A 21,627-nucleotide genomic window follows, 5' to 3' on the forward strand; every position below is an offset into this window, starting at 1 on the left:
GCACCGCGAGGACGCGCCGCGCCGTGAGAGCGCGCCGCATCGTTTTTGCACCCGTCCCGCGAAGGGAGGGTATGAAGGCCCTGCTGCTGTTGGTCGCCGGAATCGGCGGACTGGTCCAAACGCTCGTCCCGCGGCGGGTCGTCCGCCTGTGGACGAAGGCGCTGTATCGAAACGCCGGAGAGGCCGAGCCCCGCGAGTGGGTCCACGTCGCCGCGCGCGCCGAGGGCGCCGTGCTCGTGCTCGCGGCGCTCGTCGGGCTGTACGGCGTCGCGACCGCCGAGGACGACGAGGGGGCTGCCGGCGACGCCGTCGAAGACACCGACGCCCTCGGGGAATAAGCGCGGAGAAGAGCCTTCTCGGACCGGCGTCTCGTGGAGGACCGTTTCGCGACCACCCGAACGTATTTGCACGGGGTCGTGGTATGGTATCGCAATGTCGGACCCGCCCCTTCGTCCGCACGGGGAGCACGACTCGGTCGTCCGGGTGTTACACGTCGACGACGAGCCGGCCTTCCTCGACCTCGTCGCCACCTACTTAGAGCGAATGGACGACGGGTTCGAGATCCGGTCGGAGACGGACGTTGACGCCGCGCTCGACGCGATCGAGTCCGGGGAGATCGACTGCGTAGTCAGCGACTACGAGATGCCCGGGACGGACGGATTGGCCTTCCTCGAACGCGTCCGCGAGCGCGATTCGGCGGTTCCGTTCGTCCTGTTCACCGGAAAGGGGAGCGAGGAGATCGCGAGCGAGGCGATCTCCGCCGGGGTCACGGACTACATCCAGAAGCGCTCGGGGACCGACCAGTACACGGTGCTGGCGAACCGGGTCCGGAACGCGGTCGATCAGTCCCGCTCGCGAGCGGCGCTGGCGGCGAGCCAGGAGCGACTCTCGCGGTTCATCGAGCAGTCGCCGCTTGGGACGATCGAGTACGACGAGGCGTTCCGTATCGTTCGGGTGAACCCGGCGGCCGAGGAGATCCTCGGCTACTCGGAGTCGGAGCTGATCGGCGGGACGTGGACGCGCTTCGTCCCCGAAGAGCTCCACCGCCACGTCGCGGCGGTCGAACGGGAGCTCCTCTCGGACAAGGGGGGGTACCGGAGCGTCAACGAGAACGTGCGCGCCGACGGCGAGCGGATCCGCTGCGCGTGGCACAACCAGGTGGTGACCGACCGGGACGGCGAGGTGATCCGCGTCTTCTCGCAGTTCGAGGACGTCACGGAGCAGGCGACCCGCAAGCGGGAGCTCGAGCGCACGAACGCCGTCCTGTCGACGGTGCTCGACACGCTCCCGGTCGGCGTGCTCGCCGAGGACGCCGACAGGCGGGTCATCCGCGTCAACCGCCGCCTGTACGACCTCCTCGGTCTCGACGGGGACCCGTCGGCGGCGACCGGTCGCGACTGCGCGCGGCTCGCCGTCGAGATGAGCGAGCTGTTCGACGACCCCGAGTCGTTCGTCGAGGGGATCGAGGCGATCGTCGACGCGCGCCGACCCGTCGACGACGAGCGGATCGCGCTCGCCGACGGCCGCGTCCTCCTGCGGACGTACCGCCCGATCGACCTGCCTGACGGGCGCGGCCACCTGTGGGCCTACCGCGACGCGACCGACCGGGGGTAGGAGCCGCTCACCGTCGCCCCATCAGTCGTCGGTCAGGTACGCCCGGTCCGCCTCGGAGCGCTCGCCGGTCCGCAGCACGTGGCAGTCGCGGCACCGCGCCTCGTAGGACTCCTCGGCGCCGACGAGGATCGTCGGGTCGTCGACGTGGGCGGGCTCGCCCTCGATGAGCCGCTGGTTCCGGGAGGCGGGCTCGCCGCACTGCGAGCAGATCGCCTGCAGCTTGTCGACGTACTCGGCGGTCGCCATCAGCTCCGGGAGGGGCTCGAACGGCTCGCCGCGGAACGTCTGGTCGGTGCCGGAAACGATCACGCGGGTCCCGTTGTCCGCGAGAGCGTTGCACACCTCCACGAGCGCGTCGGAGAAGAAGTTCGCCTCGTCGATCGCGACGACCTCGGGGTACGGGTCGTCGTCGAGGATGTCGAGGGGACCGTCCCCCTCGTTGTCGACGACCGTCGCGTCCCACTGCCGGCCGTTGTGGGTCCCGATCGTCGTCTCGCCGTAGCGGTCGTCGACGGCGGGCTTGTACACCGCGACGGACTGACCAGCGATCTCCGAGCGCCGGAGCCGGCGGAGCAGCTCCTCCGTCTTCCCCGAGAACATCGATCCCGAAATGACCTCGATCCAGCCGGATCGAGTGATCGCGTGCATGCCCTGACGGGCACGAGCCAGCGACTAAACCGTTTCTCTCCCGGCCGGGCGCGGGGTCTCAGGCCCCGACCGCGAGCGCGACGAGCAACGCGGCGGTGACCACGTAGACCGCGGCGCAGAGCGCCCAGTCGCGCCGAATCCGCGAGAGCCGCTGGCGGGCGAGCCCCCGTGCTCGGGGCAGCGGAACGAGCGCGAAGAAGCCGACCATCAACGCGAACATCGCGTGGCCCGCCACCGCCAGCGCGACGGCGGTGCCGACGCCGAGCGCGGTCTGAACCGCCGCGACGAGGCCGACGAACAGGAGCCCGGAGCCCACGCCGGCGACGTAGTGGACCCACGTCGCCAGCCGCTCCGGCGCCCGGTCGACCGGCGTGTCGGTGAGCACGCCCGCGGCGACCCGGGGCGCGGTCGTCCCCTCGGGGAGCCGAGGCATCACGCGGTCCATCGCGAGGGTCGCGAGCAGTCCGACGACCGGTCCGAGCGCGAGTCCGGACAGCAGCGAGAACGCGGTCATCGATCGAACGTACGGTCCCGAGCGGTTTCAGTCCCCCGCCGGGTCTCCTACCCGTCTACCGGGTCACCGCCGATCACGACCCGCGAAACGTCGGCGGCGCCCGCCCGCCTGACGATCGCGCGGACGAGGTCGTGCGCACCAGCGAGGTTGTCGGAGTCGCCGTCGAGGACCAGCAGGTCGGCGTCGGCGCCCTCCGCCACCACGCCGCGGTTCAGCCCCGCGATCGCCGCGCCGTTCACCGTCGCCATCCGCAGGATCTCGCGGGCCGGGAGGTCGGAGAGCTTCGCGGCGAACTCCATCTCGCGGAACATCGACGGCGAGTCGAGCATGACGTTGTCGGTGCCGAGCGCGACCGTCGTCCGCTCGGCGAGGTCGCGGATCGGCGGCACGCCGACGTTCGTCACGAGGTTCGAGCGCGGGCAGACCGCCACGGGCGTCCCGCGGTCCGCGAGCCGTTCGAGGTGGATCCCCTCGGCGTGGACCATGTGGACGAGGAAGTCGGGGTCGAGATCCATCGCGGCGTTGATGTCGTCCGCGTCGCGCTCGCCGGCGTGGATCCCGAACAGCTTGCCGGCCTCGCGGGTCTCCGAGCGCACCGCGTCGAAGTCGGCGTCGCGGGCGCCGGAGGCGCCGTACCCGTCCGCGACCGAGAGCACGTCCGGGTCGTCTCGGCCGAGGACGACGGGGTCGATCGCGCGCTCGCCGAAGTCGACGCCCTCGCCCGCGACCGCGTCGCGGAGCGCGGCGACCCCCTCGACACCGCCCTCGCGGAACTCGAGGAAGGTTCCGGTCCCGGTCGACTCCATGTACCGGAGGCTCCGCGCCATCGCGGCGACCTTCTCCTCGCGGCTGGCCTCGCGCAGGAGCCGGTGTTTGAGCCCGTCCGGCGGCGCGACCAGCTCGTCGAGCGAGAGCCCCTCGCCGGCCTCCTTGGCGATCGAGTCGCCGATGTGCGTGTGGGCGTTGACGAACGCCGGGAGGATCACGTCGTCGCTCTCGACGGACTCCTCTTCGATCCGAACGATCTCGCCGTCGGCGACCACGACCCGTCCCTCGATCGGTTCGAACTCCGGACCGACGAGAACGGTCCCTTCCAAGTGCATACCCGAGGGTCTCCGTCGCGGGAGTAAAAGGTCACGACAGGGGCACGAACGGTCAGGTCGCGCCTCCTCGTCCGTCGCCTCACTCCCCGATCACGCCCCGTCGCGGAACTCGTCGAGCGTCGTCGGCATCGCGCCGCGCACTTCCGCGACGAGTCCGTCGGGGTCGAGCCCGAGCACGTCGGCGGCGGCCCGCCCGACCCGATCGGTCGCGGGCCGGGGGGCGTACACGCCGAGGCGCCACTGGTTGCGCTGGGCGGTCCGGAGCGCCGAGACCAGCGGCGACTGCCGCTCCAGCCGGCGCACCTCGCCGTTGACGGTGACCCGCGCGGTCGACTCGCGCATCGACGGCTCCGGGGGCACGTCGAGGATCACGTGCTGGCGGGCGACGCCGGCCTCCGCCGCTATCTCGCGTTCCAGCGCGACCTCGGCGTCGCGGTCGGCCTCGTGGACGCGCTCGGGCGCGTCGTCGTACTCGGCCCACACCGCGAGCTTGTAGAGGTCGCGCTCGTCGTAGCGTCGGGAGATCTCGGCCGTCTCCGGGCAGCTCCGGATCGCGGCGAGGAAGTCGTGGTCGTCCATCCGGCGAAGCTCGGCCGCGGTCGTCGGGGTCGCGTCGAGCAGGTCGCTCGCGGCGCGGCGCAACATTGCCTTCGAGATGCGCGCGACGTGATGGGTGTACACGACCGGGTTCATCAGCGCGCGTGCCAACAGCAGGCTCTCGGCCGTCTGGACGTTCCCCTCGTCCAAGACCAGCTCCTCCTCGCCGGTGCCCACGTCGACGAACGTCAGCTCGCGGACGAACCGCTCGGTGTCGATGGTGCCGTACGGGACCCCGGTGTGGTAGGCGTCGCGCACGAGGTAGTCCATCCGGTCCACGTCGAGCTCGCCCGAGACGAGCCCGCCGTAGGGCCCCTCGCCCGCGACCAGCCCGGCGATCCGGTCGGGGTCGAGGTCGTGGTCGCGGAGCACCTCCCCGACCGCGCCGGTCGCGAGCAGCTCGTCCACGTCGTCGTGGTACTTCCCCGTGCGGCGGTGCGTGAGCGACTCGAGGTTGTGGCTGAAGGGGCCGTGCCCCACGTCGTGGAGCATGGCCGCGGCCTCGATCCGGTCCGCGCGCTTGCCCTCGATCCCGAGGTGATCGAGGGCGCGGCTGGCGAGGTGGTAGACGCCGAGCGAGTGCTCGAACCGGGTGTGGTTCGCGGAGGGGTAGACGAGCTGGACCGTCCCGAGCTGTTTGACGTGTCGCAGCCGCTGGACGGCGGGGGTGTCGAGGAGGTCGGCGGCGACACCGTCGATCTCGATGTGGTCGTGGACGGTGTCCTTGACCGTGATCATGCGTCGGGGTTCGGCGGCATCGGATAAAAACGGCGTGCGTCGGCGGGGGAGGCGGTCTGCATCCGAGACCGGAAACGGCCGGCACGATTTATAGGTCCGGTGTCCGAACGGTCGACCATGTACGACGTACTCGTCGGCATCGACAACGCGGAGGACAGCCGGGCGGTCGCGCAGGCGGAGGCGATCGCGGACATTCCGACGGAGGAGGGGGCGGTGACCGCGCACCTGTGTCACGTGTTCCAGGAGAACCCGGAAGGGGCCTCAGTCCACCAGATCTCGGCGGTGCGGCGCGCCCGCGAGGCGCTCGAAGACGCCGGGATCGACTGCGTCCACTACGAGGCGAGCGGCGAGCCCGCGGACGAGCTGCTCGCGGCCGCAGCCGATGTCGACGCGGACGCGATCTGCGTCTCCGGCCGGAAGCGACGCCCGACCGGCAAGGCCGTCTTCGGGAGCGTGACCCAAGACGTGATCTTGGGGACCGACCGGCCGGTGTTCGCGGTGCCGGCGCCGCGAAGCGACTGACGTCCCGGCCGCGCGCCGCCGAACGACTCGCGGCCGCGCGCCGGTCGAGCCGCTACGTCCGCGCGCCGATCCCGCGGAGCCCGAGCACGTCGCGCGCCGCCTCGCCGACCGCGTCGACGTGTTCGGCCGGGCAGTAGACCCCGAGCGTCCAGCGGCGGCGCTCGGCGCTGCGCAGGCCCGCCACCAGCTCGGAGGCGTCCTCCAGCCGCTGGGGGACGCCGTCGACGACGACGGTTGACCCGGACTCCTTTAAGCCGGGGCGAGAGGGCACGTCGACGACGACCTCCTCGCGGTCGAGCCCGACCGCCTCGGCGATCTCGCGTTCCGCCGCGCGCTCCTCCGCGTGTCCGGCGTCGACGGTGCCCGCCGGCACGTCCTCCAACCCGACCCACACCGCCCGCTTGTAGAGGTCGCGCCGCTCGATCCGCTTGCCGAGCGCGGGGACCTCGTCCCGAAGCGCGACGAGGAGGTCGTGGTCGGCCATCCGGCGGAAGTCGGCCGCGTCGGTGTCGGTCTCGTCGAGGTAGCGCTCGGAGGCGCGTTCGAGCATCGCGCCGGCGACCCGCGAGACGTGGTGGCGATAGACGACGGCGTTCATCAGCGACCGGGCGACGAGCAGGCTTTCGGCGGTGGGGACGTTGCCCTCCGCAAGCACCAGCTCGGCGTCCCCGGGATCCGAGGAGCCGACACCGCCCGATTCTCCGTCCCCGGCGAGCCGGAGCTCGTTGACGAGTCTGCCGGTGTCGACCGTGCCGTACGGAACCCCGGTGTGGTGGGCGTCGCGCACGAGGTAGTCCATCCGGTCCACGTCGAGCTCGCCCGAGACGAGCGCGCCCAGCCCCCCCTCGCCCGCGATCAGGGAGGCGACGCGCTCCGGGTCCAGTCCGTTGCGTTCGAGGACCTGACAGACCTCGCGGTCCGCGTCGGTCAGGAGCCACGCGATGTCGTCGTGGTCGCGCCCGGTCGCGCGCCGGATGATCCCCTCGGTCTGGTGGCCGTAGGGGCCGTGGCCAACGTCGTGGAGGAGCGCCGCCGCGCGGACGTGGGCGGCGGTGTCGTCGTCGAGCCCGAGCCCGTCGATCGCGCCGCGCGCGAGGTGGTAGACGCCGAGCGAGTGCTCGAACCGGGTGTGGTTCGCGGAGGGATACACCAGCCGGACGGTGGACAGCTGTTTGATGTGGCGCAGCCGCTGGAAGGCGGGCGTGTCGACCAGCTCGGTCGCGAGGTCGCCGAGCCGGACGTGGCCGTGGACGCTGTCCTTGATCGCCTTCATTACCCGGTGGTGGGCCGCCCGGGAATTGGTCGTTTCGGCTCGGGGTCCGGAGGGGTGCCTGGGCGGCGATACTCGCCGATCGGGCCGTCGTCCGCGCTACTCGTCGACGATCTCGACGCCGAGCCGCTCTTCGAGGGCGCGGACGACGGAGCCGCCGACGCCCGCGGTCGCGGCCCGGCCGTCCTCGACCGCGAACAGGTCGTCCTCGTCGACGTCGAGCTCCTCGGCGAGCTCCTCGACCGTGACCCCGGCGTCCTGCCGCGCCGCCGCCACGTCGTCGCCGTAGCCGGAGACGAGGTACGGGAGCCGGTCGGACTCGTAGTTGGTCCCGCCCTCCTCCCAGTGCTTCGAGTCGCCGGTCGCGGAGTCGTACATCTTCGCCTGCTTGCGGGCGAGCTCCTTCTTCCGGCTCTCGGAACCGCTCGACCCCGCGCTGGCGCCGCCGGAGCTCCCGCCACCGCCCGATCCGCCGCGGGAGCCGCCGCTCGGTGCGTTGCCAGCGTCGTCGTGGGGGCGGCAGTCGGAACAGACGAGGAGCTTCGCCCCGGCGACCGTCGCCCGCTTGAGGTCCGTGGTCTCGCGCCCGCAGAGCTCGCAGGCGTCGCCGTCGTCGCCGCCGCCGCCACCGCCCGTCGAATACTTCGCCATACCGCGAGTAGTGGACCCCGACCGTTAAAAGGTCGTGGAGGGGCGTCGGTCAATCCGGCGGGTCGGTCGGCGTCGTTCGCTCTCCGGCTCTCTGACCCGATGACGCGATTGACACCGGGAGTGGGTATCGCAAATTGGCTGTTCGGTTGTTTATAAGTTGGATTTGGGTGTTGCTGACAGGTGTTTATAAGTGATCGATGTGCCCGCGGTGAAGGCCTCCAAAGCCCCAGCCGCGAGGCCAGCTTACGCTCGCTGCGCTCCTCGGTCGCTCGTTTCACTCGCTCTCTGCGGTGCTTAGCGTCGCCTAAGCTGGCCTCGCGGCTGCCCCTTTGAGTCCCACCCACACCGCAACCGCAGCCTCACGCCTCCCCAGCCTCGTCGCTGGCGCCTTATAAGGCGCCAGCGACTCCCTCGCACGCGCTCCTCACGGCCACCGGTGGCGGCCGTTCGGAGGCGCGCGCCACCGCGTCGTCATTTATAAGCGATCGTCGTCGCTCTTGGCTGTTTAAATACCGTCTCGCCGCTACCGATCTGCAATACCCACTCCCGACATCAATCACCGCTGTTCCTGTACTGATCGCGATCGGACCGTCACAGATCGTCGGCCGGGGAGGTCACCGGTCTCGGGTTCCGACGCCCTCGGCCGCGAGTCAGATCCCGTAGGCGACCCGCTCTCCCACGTCGAGGCCGTTCGCGAGCGCGGCGTGGAGCCGCCCCTCGCCGGCGACCCAGTCGCCGAGGAGGTACAGTCCCTCCCGGCGGGCGGAGTCGATCGGCCCGTGAGCGACCCCTCCTTCTGGCTGCGCGTAGCGCCAGCCTTGGTGATCGGTCCACGCCGGGTCCGCGAGCCGGTCGTCGCCGACGATCTCGGCGGCGTGGTCCGCCAGCGCCGCGACGTTCGCGGCCGGGTCCGCGTCGTAGCGCTCGACCGACCACTCGTGGTTCGCCTGCACGACGAGCAGGCTCTCGCCCGCCGGGACGTGGCCGGGCTTGCACTCCTCCCGGGAGATCCACCCGACGGCGTGCTCCTTGTCGGCGTTGACGAGCCCGTAGTAGGGCACGTCCAGCGCGAATGGGTAGCGGAGCACCGCGGTCCAGACCGTGCGGAACGCCACGTCGCCGACCGCGTCGACGAGCGCCTCCCTGACGGGCGAGTCCCACTCCGCGTCCCGGAGGAGTTCGGCGGTCTGGGGCGCCGGGGGGTTCAACAGGAGGGCGTCGAACGGCCCCCGCGTCTCGCCGTCCGCGTCGTCGACCTCCCAGCGGTCGCCGACCCGGCGGACCGTCTCGATCCGCGTCCGGCGGTGGACCGTCGCGTCGGTCCGCCCGAACAGCCGCTTCGCGACCTGGGTGAGCCCCCGTCGGTAGCTCCACTTGTGCTCATCCGCGTCGCGCCCGGGCGAAACCGCGCCGTCGGCGTCGAAGACGTGGATCGGCTCGGTCACGTCGACGAGCCCCTCGTCGTCGAGCGTCTCCGTGATCAGCTCGACGACGCGCTCGTCGTCCGCCTTCAGGTAGTTCGCGCCGTAGTCGTACGTCAGCTCCTCGTGGCGGCGGGTCGCCGCGCGGCCGCACAGCCCGCCGGACTTCTCGAAGACCGTCACGTCCGCGTCCGGGACCGCGCCGTCGACGGTGAACGCCGCGGCCGCCGCACCCGCGCCCGCGCCGACGATACCGATGTGTGTCACGATCGCGAGAAGGGGTCGCAGTCACTTAATCCGTCGCTCGGCTCGGGGCGGGTCGTCGGTGCCGAGCGCCTCAGCCGTCGGCGGCGCCGACCCGGCTCAGTCGTCGTCGGGACCGACGACCAGCACGGGCGCCGAGGCGCCGCGCTGGACCCGGGTCGGGAGCCGCTCGGGGTGGACGAACCGGTCCAGCCCCGTGCGGCGCGCGGAGCCGACGACGATCAGGTCGGCGCCGTGCGCCGCGGCGAAGTCGAGCACCTCCTCGTGGGCGGTGCCGTAGCGGAACCACTTCTCGACGTCGACCCCGGCGTCCGCCCCGCGCTCCGCGGCGTCCTCGACCAGGCGCTCACCGGTCCGTTCGCGCCGCTCGACGACCACGTCCCACTCCTCGGCGACGTCGACGACGTACAGCGCGTCGACCGCCGCGCCGTGGGCCGCCGCGAGGTCGATCCCCGTCTCGACCGCGGCCCGCCCGGCGTCGTCGTCGCGAGTGACGACGAGGACGCGCTCGAAGCGGCCGGCGGCGGGTGACGCGTCAGCGTGCTGCTCGGAGGAGTGCGGCTCTGTGGCGTGCGGTTCGGTGGTCGTGTCGGCGGACATGGATGCGTGCTCCCGGCGACCCGGTACCGGATCGCCGCGTTCTCGATACCACGTTGTGCGGGCCGCCTCTTAACGATTTTCGACAGTATAGACGATTATCATTATTCATCCGCAAACAAGGGATCTCTGTCAAGGGAACATCGGTTTAGATCGACAAACGATTTCCGCGACGCCGATATCGTGATCTATCGTGATCGAAAATTCCGGCCGGCCGAGACCGGTTCGGCCCCGCGCGTGGAGGCAAGAACCTCCCCGACGGCGCGTTTTATTCCCGCGTGCCGACAGCGTCGGAACACGAACCGCCGGTCCGGCGGCCGGGCCGGTCCCCGAGGCTCACATGACCCACGACACGACCGGACCCGCGATCGACGGTGACGATGGCTGACGACGGCGACGGCCCGACGAGGGGCTCCGGCGAGGGCGAGGGCGAGGGATCGCCGGGGAGCTCCGATAGCGAGGACGGGGGCGTCGACTACGCTGGACGGGCCGCAGAGGTCCTCGGCTTCTCCCGCTGGTGGCAGATCGTCGCCGCGGCGGGGATGATGGCGGCGGTGAGCCCCTACCAGTACGTCTGGTCGTCGATCGAACAGCCGCTGGCCGAGAGCCTCGACATCGCCCTGCCGGCGCTCGGCGCGGTGTTCTCCTTCTACGTGGTCTTCCAGTCGCTCTCGCAGTTCCCCGCCGGGAAGTGGCGCGACAGCCGCGGGCCGGGCGCGCTCACGTTCCTCGCGGCCCTGCTCGCCGGGGGCGGGTACGTCGGGCTCGCGTACGCGACGGCGCTCTGGCAGCTGTACCTGCTGTACTCGCTCGGAGCGATCGGCGTGGGGATCGTGTACACGGTCGCGGTCAACACCGCCGTCAAGTGGTTCCCCGACCGGACCGGCCTCACCACCGGAATCGGGACGATGGCGTTCGCCGGCGGGAGCGCGCTCGTGGTCCCGTACGTCCGCGCGAACGCGACCGTCGCCGCCTACAGCGACGTGCTCCGGAACGTGGGGCTCGCCATCCTCGTCGTGACGCTCGTCGGAGCGTACCTCCTGCGGGACCCGCCGGACGACTGGCTCGGGCTGGAGGACCGAGAGGAGGAGGGAGCGAACGGAGGGGGAGACGACGACCTCGCGGCGTCGCTCCGCGGCCGCGCGTACACGACCCGCGAGATGCTCTCGACGTGGCAGTTCTGGCTGCTGTACGCGATGTTCATCGCGACGGCCGGCGCCGACCTCGTCGTCATCGCGAACGTGGTCCGGTTCGCGGAGCAGTTCGGGCTGGCGGCGGTCGTCGCGACCGCGTCGGCGACCTTGCTTCCGGTCGCCGCCGGCGTCTCGCGGATGGTCCTCGGCGAGGCCTCGGACCGGTTCGCTCGCAAGCGGGTGATGGCCGTCTCGTTCGTGCTCGCCGGAGCCTTCCGGCTGGCGCTCATCGGGGCCGGGTCCTCGGGCTCCGGGATCGCGTTCGTCGGGCTGGTGATGGCCGCGATGTTCTTCTCCTCGCCGCTGTACGTCTACTTCCCCGCGCTGCTGGCCGACTACTACGGCGCCGCCAACTCCTCCGGCAACTACGCGGTCCTCTACACCGCCAAGGTCGGCGGCGGCGTGTTCGCCGGCACCGTGACCGGCTACCTCGTCGCGACCGCCGGCTGGGTCCCGACGTTCGCGCTCGGCGGGGGGCTCGCGATCGCGGCGGGGCTGGCCGCGCTCCTGCTCCGACCGCCGAGCGGCTCCGGGCTGGAGACGGAAGGGGCGACCGCGGCGGAGTAGGCGGCGGACCGCCGGCTCGGGCGGCCTCTTACGCCTCAGCCATCGCGCGTTCGACCCGGCGCTTCAGGTCGTCGAGCCGGTCGCCGACGGCGCCGACCGTCGCCAGCACGGGATACGTCGCGGAGAGGTCCTGATAGAGGTACGTCGGGACGTCGAGGTCGTCCCCGATCGCGAGCTCGCGATCGCGGGAGGCGAGCTCCCGCTGCCGGCGCGCGGCGATCCGGTCGCAGTCGTCGAGGAGGGCCTCGGTCCGTGCCCGGTAGGCGTCGAGGGTCCCGAACCCGTCCCGAGAGAAGTCCGTCCGCGCGGTCGACGCGACCTCGCTCCGGATCGGGGCGAGCCGGGAGGCGGCCCGCTCGACCGACTCCGCCTCCGCCTCGACGGTGTCGCCGAACCGCTCGCGCTCCTCGACCGCGGTCTCGGCCGCGTCGATCAGGGACCGCTTGCACTCGGCGTGGAACCGCGACCCGCGGGTGAGCGCGTATGCGATCTCCGGGCCGAACTCCTCGGCGACGCTGCGCTCGTAGGTGTCGTCGTACTCGGCCTCGTAGTGCGGGACGGACATCACCGTCTCACGGTAGGCGTCCCTGACCGCGACGAGCCCCGATCCCGCGGGCGGCCCCGAGCCGCGGGACCCGGCGGCCGCGGCGGCTCCGACCGCCCCGAACTCACCGGCGATCCCGGCTCGGCCGGCGTCGGCGACCGGTCCCGCCCCGCCGTCGGTCCGGATCGGCTCCGACGGGACGGACGCGACGCGCCCCCGAAAGGCGCGGAACGCCTCGCGCTCGTCGGCGATGCGCCGGCGCTCGACCCGGAGCGCCTCCCGCGCGTCGTCCAGTAGCCCGCCGTCCCGGTCCGCCGGCTCGGTCGTCGTTCCCATACCGTATCGGTCGCGGGTGGCGCTCGTAAACGCTTATAATAGGGGTACCGGACGCGTGGGACCGGTATAGTGGGATCAATAGGGCTCCGGAGACGCCGCCGACTGGGGCTAGGCGACCCCTCTCGCGAGCGACCCGAGCAGCGGGAGCCCGAGGGCGCCCGCGGCGGTGACGTAGACGGCGGGGCGCATCCCGGCGACGAGCGGGGCCGCGGACCCAAGCGCGACGGTGAAGGTGACGAGCGCGAGGGCGCTCGCCGCGAGCGCGTACGCGACGCCGCGGCGGAACGACGGGGCCACGAGCGCCGCCGCCGCGCCGGCCGCGACGAGCCCGAGCCAGTGGACCGACGCGAGGGCGACGCCGCCGATCAGCGCGACCGCGAGGGCGACGGCGTGGGGCCGGGATTCCGTCCGGATCCGGGCGAGCGCGGCGCCGGGCTCGCTCACGACGAGTCACCCCTGAACGCGACCGTCTCGCCGGTCCCGTCGCCCCCGTCGCCGGCGGTCCTGTCGCCACCCTCGCCGGCGCTCGGCCCCTCGCCGAGAGACATCGGCTTCTGGTCGTTCTCCAGCCACGCCCGGAGCTGGTCGTCGTAGTGCTCGGAGAAGTAGTCGCCGGAGTTTCCGCCGGGGATCACCGCCGTGGCGTCGGTCCCCGGGCGGACGACCATCCGCCAGCTCGACCCCACCGCGGAGTCGACTCGGTAGTTCATCACCGTGGCTCGGGAGCCGTCGGCCGGGAGCGCCTCGTAGTTTAAGAAGGGCGCCTCGCCGCCCAGCGGGTGAGTCACCGACCGCGTCGTGTTCCAGTCGCCGTACGTCTCCCAGCCGGCCTCGCGGATCTCGGCGGCCGCCTCCTCCAGCGCCGCGACCATGGTCTCCGCCCGCGAGCGCTCGGCGAACACCGGATCGTCGCCGGAGAGCGTCGCGAGCACCCAGTCGTTCGGGTGGTACGTCTCGTCGAGGTCGACCCCGTCGAACGCCGGCCCGAAGGCGAGCCGGCGGAACCGGTCGAGCCACCGGGCGAACACGAGCGCGGCGCGGGACTCTCGGTCCATCCGGTACTCCCAGCCGTCGAGGGCCTCGGCCGCCGAGACGGCCGGGCCCGACACGCCGCCGTCGGCGTCTGATTCCGCCTCGCCGCCTCCCGCCGCCTCGACCGCCGCGAGCAGGTCGGGGACGAGCTGGGCCGCGCGCCCGTCGCGAACGTCCCGCTGGAGGTCGCGGTGGAAGGCCGGGTCGGTCGGCCCCTCGGACTCGACCGCGTCGCCGAGGCGGTCGGCGATCCGCACGCCGCGGTAGGGGGTCGCGTACGCGACGCCGACGTAGTGGCGCGGGTCGTCGGTCACGCGCTGGTTCGCGGTCGAGAGCACGTCCGGATCGATCGCGTGCGGCTTCTCCTCGAAGGGGACGAACCCGTCCCACGAGGACCGGCCGAACGGCTCGAACCCCGACCACTCCCCCTCGCCGGCGGAGCCGTCGAAGATCCGGTCGCCGGCGACCGCCTCCCCGTCGATCTCGCGGATCGGGAGCTTCCCGGTCGCGTAGTACATCGTCCGCCCGTCGGCGTCGGCGTACACCAGGTTCTGGGTCGGCAGGTCGAACGAGCGGGCGGCCGCGAGCGCGTCGTCGAACCCCTCGCTGCGCCCCAGCTCGTCGATGGCGACCGTGGTCCGGGTCGCGGTGTGGCCGGTCCAGGCGACGCCGACCTGCCGCCCCTCGCGCTCGATCAGCGGGCCGTGGACGGTCCGTTTGACCTCGATCTCGCGGTCCTCGCCCCCGGAGACGGGGATCGCCCGGGTCTCGGTCTCGAACTCGCGCCACTCGCCGTCGTAGCGGTAGCGCTCGCCCGCCTCGTCGATGTCGTAGCGGTAGCAGTCGAGCACGTCGGCGCCGACGTTGGTGAACGACCACGTCCCGCGGTCGTTGGCGCCCGCGATGACGAACGGGACGCCCGGGAACGTCGCCCCGCGGACGGACCGCTCCGGGGTCTCGACGTGCTGTTCGTACCACAGCGGCGGGGCCGAAAGCGACAGGTGCGGATCGTACGCGAGGATCGGTGTCCCGCTCGCGGTGTGGTCGCCCGAGACGACCCAGCTGTTCGAGCCGACCCCGGTCGGGGACTCGAAGCCGGAGAGCCACGTCGTTAGGTCGGCGTCGACGGGGTCGGCAGCGACCTGCTCCTGACGGGGAGCGGCGTCCCGCTCCGCGTCGTCGTCGCCGAGCTGCCGCTCGTCGCCGTCGAGGATCGTCGCGTCGTGGTCGAGGCGCCGCGGGAACAGGTCGGCCGCGCGGCCCTCGCCGAGCCGGTCGGCGACGATCGCCCGGCGAAGTTCGGAGAAGTCCCCGGTGAGCGTCCACGAGATCTGCTTTTCCATCAGCATCGAGTCGACCGGGGTCCACGGCCGCGGCTCGTGGCCGACCAGCGCGAACTCGACGGGGAGCGGTTCGGCCTCGATCGCGGCGTTGACGCCGTCGGCGAACGCTTCGATCGGCGGCCCGGCGGGGGTCTCGCTCACGAGGTCCCACGTGGCCTCGGCGGCCTCGGCGAACCCCATGGCGAGGTGGAACTCGTCGCTCTCGACGGTCGACGCGCCGACCGCCTCCGAGAGCCGCCCGCGCATGACCCGCCGCTGGAGGTCCATCGCGAAGAGCCGGTCGAACGCCTGCAGGTAGCCGACGGCGAAGTACGCCGCGCGCTCGTCGTCGGCCGCGACGTGCGGGACGCCGTACCCGTCCACCCGCACGTCCGCGTCGCCGTGCGGGCTCTCGACGGTCTCGGGGAGGGATCGGTCGGCCGCCGCCCACGCGTCGCCCGAGAGCGGCGCGAACGAGTCGAGCAGGTCGGACGCGGCGGAGACCGCGATCCCCCCGGTGCCGGCGGCCAGCGCGGCGGCGAGGACGGCCCGGCGCGTGGTGTCGTTCGTCACCTCGTGACCGAGTCGTCGATTCCTAATCATTATTCCGGTGGATTCCGCGGCCGACGGGAAACGCACATCCGTGCGCCGCCCCTGCGATCCGGTAATGGAGGTCGCGCTGATCACGGTCGGCGACGAACTGCTCGCGGGCGACACGGTGAACACGAACGCCAACTGGCTCGCCGCCGAGCTGAGCGACCGCGGCGTCGCCGTGACGCGGATTCTCTCCGTGCCCGACGACCGCGCCGTCGTCGCGGAGCACGTCGGAGCGTACGCCGACGCGTTCGACGCCGTGATCGTCACGGGCGGGATCGGCGGGACGCCCGACGACGTGACGATGGAGGCGGTCGCCGACGCGTTCGACCGCGATCTGGCCCCGACCGACCTGACCCGCGAGGCGGTCGAGCGGCGGCTGGCCGAGATCCGCGAGCGGATCCCCGACAGCGACGTCGACGTTGACGTCGAGGCGGAGGCCGCGATCCCGACCGGGAGCCGCCCGCTGCTGAACGACCCCGGGCTCGCGCCGGGCTGCGTGATCGAGGGCGTGTACGTCATGCCGGGGATCCCCGAGGAGCTGCGGGCGATGTTCGAGTCCGTCGCCGACGAGTTCGCGGGCGACCGGCGGTCGCGGTTCCTCTACACCGTCGAGCCCGAGTCGGACATCGTCCCCGCGCTGGAGGCGGCGGGCGAGCGCTTCGACGTCGCCGTCGGCTGTTACCCCGACCGCGAGGCGGAGCACAACCGCCTGAAGGTGACCGCGACCGACGAGCGCGCGCTCGACGAGGCGACGGCGTGGCTGCTGGCGAACGTCGACGCCAGCGAGACGCCGGTCCATCGCGACTGGGGCGACGAGTGACGGTGCGGGGTTTATCACTGCTGGCGACGCTACGGTAACGCGAACCGTTCGCAGGACCACCATGCCAACCATTACCACTACAGGAGCGGGCGACGCGACGGAGGGCGCGCAGACGGAGGCGACGGCGGCGTCGCCGGAGCGAGGTATCTCCTCGAACGCCGCCCGATGACGGACTCGTTGCGCGGCTTCTTCGACGATATCGACGCCCCGAGCCGGTCGCTCGTGGTCGTCAACCGGACCGAGCCCGACCCGGTTCGGAACCTCCTCGACTCCCTGCTCGACGGCCAGTCGGTCGCGATCAGCGAGCGCGACATCCCGGACACCGACGAAGACCTCGTCCTCCTCGTCGAGGACGGCGAGGTGATCGCTCGCTCCACGCTCGACGAGCTGCTCGACTCGGTCCTGTTGATCAACTCCGACCTGTACAAGACCGGCGCGATCGACCTCGACGAGGTCGAGCTCCCGGACGTGCTCGCCGGGCTCGACGAGGTCCCCTTCCGGCTCCGCGGCTACCCCCACTCGAACAAGGAGAAGCTCCTGTTGATCGTCGTCTCCCGCGTCATCGAGCGCATCGCGGCCAAGGCGGGCGGGGGGACGCTCCGGGCGTCGTTCCAGCGCCTCTCCCGGCTGCAGGACGAGCGCGGAACCCACGAGGTGTACCGGGTCGTCGGTAGTCGCGGCGTCGACGTCCACGTTTACGGGATCGGGGACGCGGACCCGGCGGCGACGCTCCCGGTGACCGTCCACCGTGGCCGGTCCTACCCGTACCGGCGGTCGTGGTTCGTCGTCTACGATCCGCCGCCGGAGGCGGAGACGGACCGCCACGCCGCGCTCGTCGCCCTCGAGGACGAGCCGAACGTGTGGGACGGGTTCTGGACGTTCCGTCCGGCGCTGGTCGACCGGATCGAGCAACACATCGCGACCGCGCTCTGAGCGCCGACAGAGCTACCCCGCTCGCGCGCCACCGTCCGACCCGTGCCCCCCACCGACCTCACCGACCGCGTGGTTGTCCTCACCGGCGCGACCAGCGGGATCGGTCGCCGCGCGGCCGCGACGCTGGCCGAGCGCGGCGCCACCGTCGCCGCCGTCGGGCGGGACCGCGAGCGCGGCGCGACGCTCGCCGCCGAGAGCGAGGCGGCGGCCGGGACGGTCCGGTTCCACCGCGCGGATCTGGCGACGCAATCCGCCGTGCGCGACCTCGCCGCCGACCTCCGTGACTCGTACGACCGGCTCGACGTGCTCGCGCACAACGCCGGACTCTCCGCGGGAGCGCGGACGGAGACCGCCGACGGGATCGAACTCACGCTCGCCGTGAACCACCTCGCGCCGTACCTCCTCACCCGCGAGCTGTTCGACCGGCTCGCGGCATCGGCGCCCGCCCGCGTCGTCGTCACCGCCTCGGACCTCCACCGGCGCGCGACCCTCGACTTCGACGACCTCGAGATGGCCGCCGACTACGACCCTCTGGAGGCGTACGCCCGGTCGAAGCTCGCGAACGTCGCGTTCACGCTCGAGCTCGCCGACCGGATCGGAGCCGACGCGGGGGTCACGGCGAACTGCCTCCATCCGGGGTTCGTCCCCTCGACGAACCTGTTCCGCGACGCCGCGCTCCGGACCCGCCTCGCGGTCCGAGTCGCCGGCCTCCTCCCCGGCGTCGGGACGACGCGCCGGGCGGCCGCGGAACGCCTCGTGCGACTGATCGCGGCGTCCGAGTACGGCGAGCAGACCGGGCGCTACGTCGGCGAGGAAGAGTTGACCCCCGCGGACGAAGCGAGGGACCCCGAGACCCGAAAGCAGCTCTGGGCCGTCAGCGCCGACCGCGTCGGGGTCGACCCCGACTGGCCGTGAGTCGGCGACCGACTCACCGGTCGGCGGGTAGCTACCACTCCACGTACGCGAGGTACGCCGCGCCCTCGTACTCCAGCAGCCACGTCCCGTCGAAGTCGTCCTCCCGGATTGCATCGTGGTCTCTGATCCGGTCGACCACCGAGCGGAAGGCGTCGTCGTCCTCGAAGTACGCCCCGTCGATCGACTCCTCGACGACCTCGCGCTCGGCGTCCGAGAGCCCCGCGAGCACGAACAGGTACCGGTCTCGGACCCGGTCCGCGAACGTCTCCACGTCGGGGGCCACCTCGCTCGCCTCGTACCGATACTCGGCCTCCGGGGCGGTCCGCGACTCGACCGCGACCCGGTACCGCTCCCCCTCGTAGACGAGCACGTCGTACTCCCGATCCGGCACGAACACCGAGTCGTTCCCGACCTCCTCGGCGCTCCCGTAGTCGACGCCGATGTCGTAACCGTCCCCGAGCGGCGGGTCGGCCTCGGTGACGATCCGTTCGAGCCGCTTCCTGTCCGTCTCCGGGAGGTCGTCGAACGCGATCTCGCCCAGCTCCGGCGTCGTGTCCTCCGGATCGAGGTCGAGGAGCACCTCGTACACCGTCACCTCGCTGCTCGCGACCCGCGTCTCCGTGACCTCGTAGAACGCGCCGTCGACCCGGACGGTGTCGGTGCGGTCGAACAGCTCGTACCGTCCGCGACGCGTGGCCGTCCCGTTCTCGATCGCCGACGCGACGACGTCGTACTCCTCCGAGTCGGGATCGGCGTTCATCGACACCTCGTCGGCGACGTCGTCGTCGGTCGCCTCGTTCAGATCGAGGACGACAGAGGGGTGGCCGCAGCCGGCGAGGACCGTCGCCGCGCCGGTCGCGAGGGCCGCGAGGAGGGACCGTCGGTTCATGGGGGGGAATGACGGGCCCCGATAATAAACGACCCCGTAGGACAAACGATCGCCGTCGCCTCGCTCCCCGCCCCCTCGCTATCCGTCCGCCCGAACCGCGCCCGCGAGGTCGTCGGCCACGTCCGCGACGGCCTCGGTCGCACGGTCCACCTCGCGGAGCGTCATGAACCCGTGCACCTGGTCCGCGTAGTTCTCGTAGCGCGTCGGGACGCCGTCCCGGACCAGCTGTTCGGCGTACGCCCGCCCGCCGTCGCGGAGGGGATCGAAGCCGGCGGTGACGACGGTGGCGGGGGCGACGCCGGACACGTCGCCCGCGTTCGTCGGGTCGGCGTAGGGGTTGCGCTCGTGGATCTCGTGGTCGTAGTAGCACTCCCGAAACCACTCCAAGTCGGCCTCGTCGAGGACGATGCCGGCGTGCTCCTCGACTGACGGCTGGCCGCGCTCGACGCCGACGGCGGGGTACAACAGCGCCTGATACGCGATCTCGGGGCCGCCGCGCTCGGCCGCCATGAGCGCGGCGGCGGCCGCGAGCGCGCCCCCGGCGGAGTCGCCGGCGACCGCGACCCGACCGGTCCCCGCGACCGCGTCCGGGTTGGCGGCCGCCCACTCGACCGCCGCGTACGCGTCCGCGACCGCCGCGGGGAAGGGGTTCTCGGGCGCGAGCCGGTAGTCGACGGAGAGGACCGCGCAGCCGCTCTCCCGCGTGAGGTGGCGACAGAGCCAGTCGTGGGTGTCGACGCTCCCCAGCACGAACCCGCCGCCGTGGAAGAACACCACCGTGGGGAACGGGCCGTCGGCGTCGGGCAGGTACAGTCGGGCGTCGAGGTCGCCGGCCGGGCCGGGGACCGTCCCGTCCACGGTCTCACCGACCGGGGGCGGGTTCCGGTTTTGAAGCCGCGTCACCGGCCCCGTGAGCAGCCGCGCGAGCTTCAGCCCCCAGCGGCTGTGGGGCAGCGGGAACCGCTCCTGGCGCTCGATCGCCGCCTTCGCCTGCGGATCGATCTCGTCGGCGTGCATGGTCGACCCTGTGGCGAGCCGGGAGTAAACGTTGGGGACGGTGCGGGTACGGGTGCACACTGAGGAGCGATCGTGGGTACCTATTTGTCGCCGCGGGCGAACGCACAGACACGAGCAGTCAGCCGCCTCTCAGTCCCCCGATGAGCGAGACAAAATCGACCCCAGACCCGGAGGAGACCAGCCCGCTGGAGACGTTCCGACAGTTCTTCGCGTTGGAACGGGACGTGCTCGCGGTGTCGCTGGCGATGTTCGCGTTCAGCCTCGGCTTCCAGATGACGAACCGGTTCCTCCCGGAGTACATGGTTGCGCTGGGGGCGTCCGGGTTCGTCGTCGGCCTGTTCGGGACCTTCGGCAACGTCATCTCCGCGCTGTACCCGTACCCGGGCGGCGCGATCTCCGACCGGATCGGGTCGCGGTACGCGCTGACGGCCTTCGGGCTGATCTCGACCGTCGGCTTCGCCGTCTGGCTGGTCGCGCCGAACGTCGGGGCGATCACGGTCGCCGGCGTGACGATCGAACCGTGGATCTGGGTCTTCGTCGGGCTCGTGCTCGCGCAGGCGTGGAAGTCGTTCGGCCTCGGCGCGACCTTCGCCGTGGTCAAGCAGGCGACGGACCCCTCGCGGCTGGCGGCCGGGTTCGCGAGCACGGAGACGTTCCGCCGCACCGCGTTCCTGATCGGTCCGGTGCTCGCGGCGGTCCTCATCGACCTCCACCCGGCGTTCACCGTGAGCTTCCGGTACGTGCTCGCGGTGGCGGTCGTCTTCGGGGTCGTCGGAACGCTCGTGCAACACGTCCTCTACGACGCCAGCGATGACACCGTCGGCGGCGGGCGGTTCGAGGGCGTCGCCCAGATCCGACGCGACCTCCGCGACATGCCCGATCCCCTCCGCCCGCTGTTGATCGGCGACACCCTCGTCCGCTTCGCGAACGGGATGGTGTACGTCTTCTTCGTGCTCGTCGTCACGCAGATCTTCTCGGTCGGGCTGGAAACGACGGTCGCGGTCGGCGGGTTCTCCTACCCCCTCGACCTCTCCCCGCAGGCCTTCTTCGGCTACCTGCTGGGCGTCGAGATGGTCGTCGCGCTGCTCACGATGGCCCCCGCGGCGAAGCTGGCCGAGCGGGTCGGGCTCAAGCCGGTCGTCGCGCTCGGCTTCTTCGTGTACGGGGCGTTCCCCGTCGTCCTCGTCTACGGGCCCGAGCTCCTCTCGCCGACCGTCCCGATCCAGTGGGCGCTCGTCCTCGTGTTCGCGTTCTCCGGGCTCCGGTTCGCCGGGCTGCCCTCGCACAAGGCGCTCATCGTCGGGCCCGCGGAGCAGGGCGCCGGCGGCCGGGTCACCGGGACCTACTACCTGCTGCGAAACACGATCGTCATCCCGAGCGCCGCGATCGGCGGCTACCTGTGGGACTTCGTCAGCCCGGAGGTCGCCTTCACCGTCGCCGCCGTCATCGGCGTCGTCGGAACCGGCTACTTCCTCGTCTTCGGCGAGGAGTTCGAGGCGTACGCTTGAGATCGGGGGCGTTTC

21 protein-coding genes are annotated in these 21,627 nt (G+C 71.9%); 8 read left to right on the forward strand and 13 right to left on the reverse strand.

The window, feature by feature from the left end:
- The first annotated feature begins 71 nt into the window (after nt 1–71).
- Both CK500_RS10350 and CK500_RS10355 read left to right on the forward strand, forming a co-directional pair.
- Entirely contained in the window at nt 72–338 is a 267-nt protein-coding gene (locus tag CK500_RS10350) for a hypothetical protein (RefSeq protein ID WP_095637159.1), read from the forward strand.
- Nucleotides 339–432: 94 nt separating this feature from the next.
- A complete protein-coding gene (locus CK500_RS10355; protein ID WP_095637160.1) occupies nt 433–1,614 on the forward strand; it encodes a PAS domain-containing response regulator in 1,182 nt (393 codons plus the stop codon).
- Between the two features lie 21 nt (nt 1,615–1,635).
- Here CK500_RS10355 and CK500_RS10360 read toward each other — a convergent pair whose 3' ends face one another.
- From CK500_RS10360 to CK500_RS10375, 4 genes are all read right to left on the reverse strand, one after another.
- Nucleotides 1,636–2,262 carry a thymidine kinase gene (locus CK500_RS10360; protein ID WP_095637161.1) on the reverse strand — a complete coding sequence of 209 codons (627 nt, stop codon included), beginning with the start codon at nt 2,260–2,262 and terminating at the stop codon, nt 1,636–1,638.
- Nucleotides 2,263–2,320: 58 nt separating this feature from the next.
- The gene (locus CK500_RS10365; protein ID WP_095637162.1) at nt 2,321–2,776 is read right to left on the reverse strand and encodes a hypothetical protein; all 456 of its coding nucleotides are present in this window, start codon (nt 2,774–2,776) and stop codon (nt 2,321–2,323) included.
- A 47-nt stretch (nt 2,777–2,823) separates the two neighbouring features.
- Nucleotides 2,824–3,879 (reverse strand): amidohydrolase family protein, encoded by a 1,056-nt coding sequence (locus tag CK500_RS10370; protein WP_095637163.1) that lies wholly within the window; start codon nt 3,877–3,879, stop codon nt 2,824–2,826.
- Between the two features lie 90 nt (nt 3,880–3,969).
- Nucleotides 3,970–5,214, reverse strand: coding sequence for an HD domain-containing protein (locus tag CK500_RS10375; RefSeq protein ID WP_095637164.1), 1,245 nt, complete (start codon nt 5,212–5,214; stop codon nt 3,970–3,972).
- Nucleotides 5,215–5,331: 117 nt separating this feature from the next.
- Between CK500_RS10375 and CK500_RS10380 the strand changes: the two genes are divergently transcribed.
- On the forward strand, nt 5,332–5,736 hold the full coding sequence (locus CK500_RS10380; RefSeq protein ID WP_095637165.1) for a universal stress protein: 405 nt from the start codon (nt 5,332–5,334) through the stop codon (nt 5,734–5,736).
- 52 nt (nt 5,737–5,788) lie between these two features.
- On the opposite strand, the gene CK500_RS10385 is transcribed toward CK500_RS10380, so the two are convergent.
- From CK500_RS10385 to CK500_RS10400, 4 genes are all read right to left on the reverse strand, one after another.
- Nucleotides 5,789–7,009, reverse strand: a complete 1,221-nt coding sequence (locus CK500_RS10385) for an HD domain-containing protein (RefSeq protein ID WP_095637166.1) — start codon at nt 7,007–7,009, stop codon at nt 5,789–5,791.
- A 96-nt stretch (nt 7,010–7,105) separates the two neighbouring features.
- On the reverse strand, nt 7,106–7,657 hold the full coding sequence (locus CK500_RS10390) for a helix-turn-helix domain-containing protein (RefSeq protein ID WP_095637167.1): 552 nt from the start codon (nt 7,655–7,657) through the stop codon (nt 7,106–7,108).
- Between the two features lie 650 nt (nt 7,658–8,307).
- Nucleotides 8,308–9,345 carry an NAD(P)/FAD-dependent oxidoreductase gene (locus tag CK500_RS10395; protein WP_095637168.1) on the reverse strand — a complete coding sequence of 346 codons (1,038 nt, stop codon included), beginning with the start codon at nt 9,343–9,345 and terminating at the stop codon, nt 8,308–8,310.
- A gap of 96 nt (nt 9,346–9,441) precedes the next feature.
- Nucleotides 9,442–9,942: a universal stress protein gene (locus CK500_RS10400; protein WP_095637169.1), complete on the reverse strand. Its 501-nt coding sequence runs from the start codon at nt 9,940–9,942 to the stop codon at nt 9,442–9,444.
- 377 nt (nt 9,943–10,319) lie between these two features.
- Between CK500_RS10400 and CK500_RS10405 the strand changes: the two genes are divergently transcribed.
- Entirely contained in the window at nt 10,320–11,699 is a 1,380-nt protein-coding gene (locus CK500_RS10405; RefSeq protein WP_095637170.1) for an MFS transporter, read from the forward strand.
- 28 nt (nt 11,700–11,727) lie between these two features.
- On the opposite strand, the gene CK500_RS10410 is transcribed toward CK500_RS10405, so the two are convergent.
- The 3 genes from CK500_RS10410 to CK500_RS10420 form a co-directional block, all read right to left on the reverse strand.
- Complete coding sequence (locus CK500_RS10410) at nt 11,728–12,579, reverse strand: DUF7260 family protein (protein WP_095637171.1); 852 nt, start codon at nt 12,577–12,579, stop codon at nt 11,728–11,730.
- A gap of 108 nt (nt 12,580–12,687) precedes the next feature.
- Complete coding sequence (locus tag CK500_RS10415) at nt 12,688–13,023, reverse strand: hypothetical protein (RefSeq protein ID WP_095637172.1); 336 nt, start codon at nt 13,021–13,023, stop codon at nt 12,688–12,690.
- Nucleotides 13,020–15,506 (reverse strand): penicillin acylase family protein, encoded by a 2,487-nt coding sequence (locus tag CK500_RS10420; protein ID WP_095637173.1) that lies wholly within the window; start codon nt 15,504–15,506, stop codon nt 13,020–13,022. The genes CK500_RS10415 and CK500_RS10420 overlap by 4 nt, the downstream gene beginning before the upstream one ends.
- Before the next feature lie 94 nt (nt 15,507–15,600).
- Between CK500_RS10420 and CK500_RS10425 the strand changes: the two genes are divergently transcribed.
- From CK500_RS10425 to CK500_RS10435, 3 genes are all read left to right on the forward strand, one after another.
- Nucleotides 15,601–16,350, forward strand: coding sequence for a competence/damage-inducible protein A (locus CK500_RS10425; protein WP_095637174.1), 750 nt, complete (start codon nt 15,601–15,603; stop codon nt 16,348–16,350).
- 165 nt (nt 16,351–16,515) lie between these two features.
- Nucleotides 16,516–17,283: a DICT sensory domain-containing protein gene (locus CK500_RS10430; protein ID WP_095637175.1), complete on the forward strand. Its 768-nt coding sequence runs from the start codon at nt 16,516–16,518 to the stop codon at nt 17,281–17,283.
- A gap of 42 nt (nt 17,284–17,325) precedes the next feature.
- Complete coding sequence (locus CK500_RS10435; protein ID WP_095637176.1) at nt 17,326–18,198, forward strand: SDR family NAD(P)-dependent oxidoreductase; 873 nt, start codon at nt 17,326–17,328, stop codon at nt 18,196–18,198.
- A gap of 31 nt (nt 18,199–18,229) precedes the next feature.
- Here CK500_RS10435 and CK500_RS10440 read toward each other — a convergent pair whose 3' ends face one another.
- Nucleotides 18,230–19,087, reverse strand: a complete 858-nt coding sequence (locus CK500_RS10440; protein WP_095637177.1) for a hypothetical protein — start codon at nt 19,085–19,087, stop codon at nt 18,230–18,232.
- A gap of 78 nt (nt 19,088–19,165) precedes the next feature.
- Complete coding sequence (locus tag CK500_RS10445; RefSeq protein ID WP_095637178.1) at nt 19,166–20,104, reverse strand: alpha/beta hydrolase; 939 nt, start codon at nt 20,102–20,104, stop codon at nt 19,166–19,168.
- A gap of 140 nt (nt 20,105–20,244) precedes the next feature.
- On the opposite strand from CK500_RS10445, the gene CK500_RS10450 reads away from it, so the two are divergent.
- A complete protein-coding gene (locus tag CK500_RS10450) occupies nt 20,245–21,612 on the forward strand; it encodes an MFS transporter (RefSeq protein WP_095637179.1) in 1,368 nt (455 codons plus the stop codon).
- Nucleotides 21,613–21,627 lie beyond the last annotated feature (15 nt).

This window comes from Halorubrum salipaludis, from assembly GCF_002286985.1.
Classification (GTDB): domain Archaea; phylum Halobacteriota; class Halobacteria; order Halobacteriales; family Haloferacaceae; genus Halorubrum; species Halorubrum salipaludis.

Coding starts and splice junctions, on each gene's coding strand:
- CK500_RS10445 (WP_095637178.1), bottom strand. CDS start 20,104: ATGCACGCCGACGAGATCGATCCGCAGGCGAAGGCGGCGATCGAGCGC.
- CK500_RS10370 (WP_095637163.1), bottom strand. CDS start 3,879: ATGCACTTGGAAGGGACCGTTCTCGTCGGTCCGGAGTTCGAACCGATC.
- CK500_RS10450 (WP_095637179.1), top strand. CDS start 20,245: ATGAGCGAGACAAAATCGACCCCAGACCCGGAGGAGACCAGCCCGCTG.
- CK500_RS10405 (WP_095637170.1), top strand. CDS start 10,320: ATGGCTGACGACGGCGACGGCCCGACGAGGGGCTCCGGCGAGGGCGAG.
- CK500_RS10365 (WP_095637162.1), bottom strand. CDS start 2,776: ATGACCGCGTTCTCGCTGCTGTCCGGACTCGCGCTCGGACCGGTCGTC.
- CK500_RS10430 (WP_095637175.1), top strand. CDS start 16,516: ATGACGGACTCGTTGCGCGGCTTCTTCGACGATATCGACGCCCCGAGC.
- CK500_RS10360 (WP_095637161.1), bottom strand. CDS start 2,262: ATGCACGCGATCACTCGATCCGGCTGGATCGAGGTCATTTCGGGATCG.
- CK500_RS10375 (WP_095637164.1), bottom strand. CDS start 5,214: ATGATCACGGTCAAGGACACCGTCCACGACCACATCGAGATCGACGGT.
- CK500_RS10400 (WP_095637169.1), bottom strand. CDS start 9,942: ATGTCCGCCGACACGACCACCGAACCGCACGCCACAGAGCCGCACTCC.
- CK500_RS10380 (WP_095637165.1), top strand. CDS start 5,332: ATGTACGACGTACTCGTCGGCATCGACAACGCGGAGGACAGCCGGGCG.
- CK500_RS10410 (WP_095637171.1), bottom strand. CDS start 12,579: ATGGGAACGACGACCGAGCCGGCGGACCGGGACGGCGGGCTACTGGAC.
- CK500_RS10385 (WP_095637166.1), bottom strand. CDS start 7,009: ATGAAGGCGATCAAGGACAGCGTCCACGGCCACGTCCGGCTCGGCGAC.
- CK500_RS10350 (WP_095637159.1), top strand. CDS start 72: ATGAAGGCCCTGCTGCTGTTGGTCGCCGGAATCGGCGGACTGGTCCAA.
- CK500_RS10390 (WP_095637167.1), bottom strand. CDS start 7,657: ATGGCGAAGTATTCGACGGGCGGTGGCGGCGGCGGCGACGACGGCGAC.
- CK500_RS10440 (WP_095637177.1), bottom strand. CDS start 19,087: ATGAACCGACGGTCCCTCCTCGCGGCCCTCGCGACCGGCGCGGCGACG.
- CK500_RS10355 (WP_095637160.1), top strand. CDS start 433: ATGTCGGACCCGCCCCTTCGTCCGCACGGGGAGCACGACTCGGTCGTC.
- CK500_RS10425 (WP_095637174.1), top strand. CDS start 15,601: ATGGAGGTCGCGCTGATCACGGTCGGCGACGAACTGCTCGCGGGCGAC.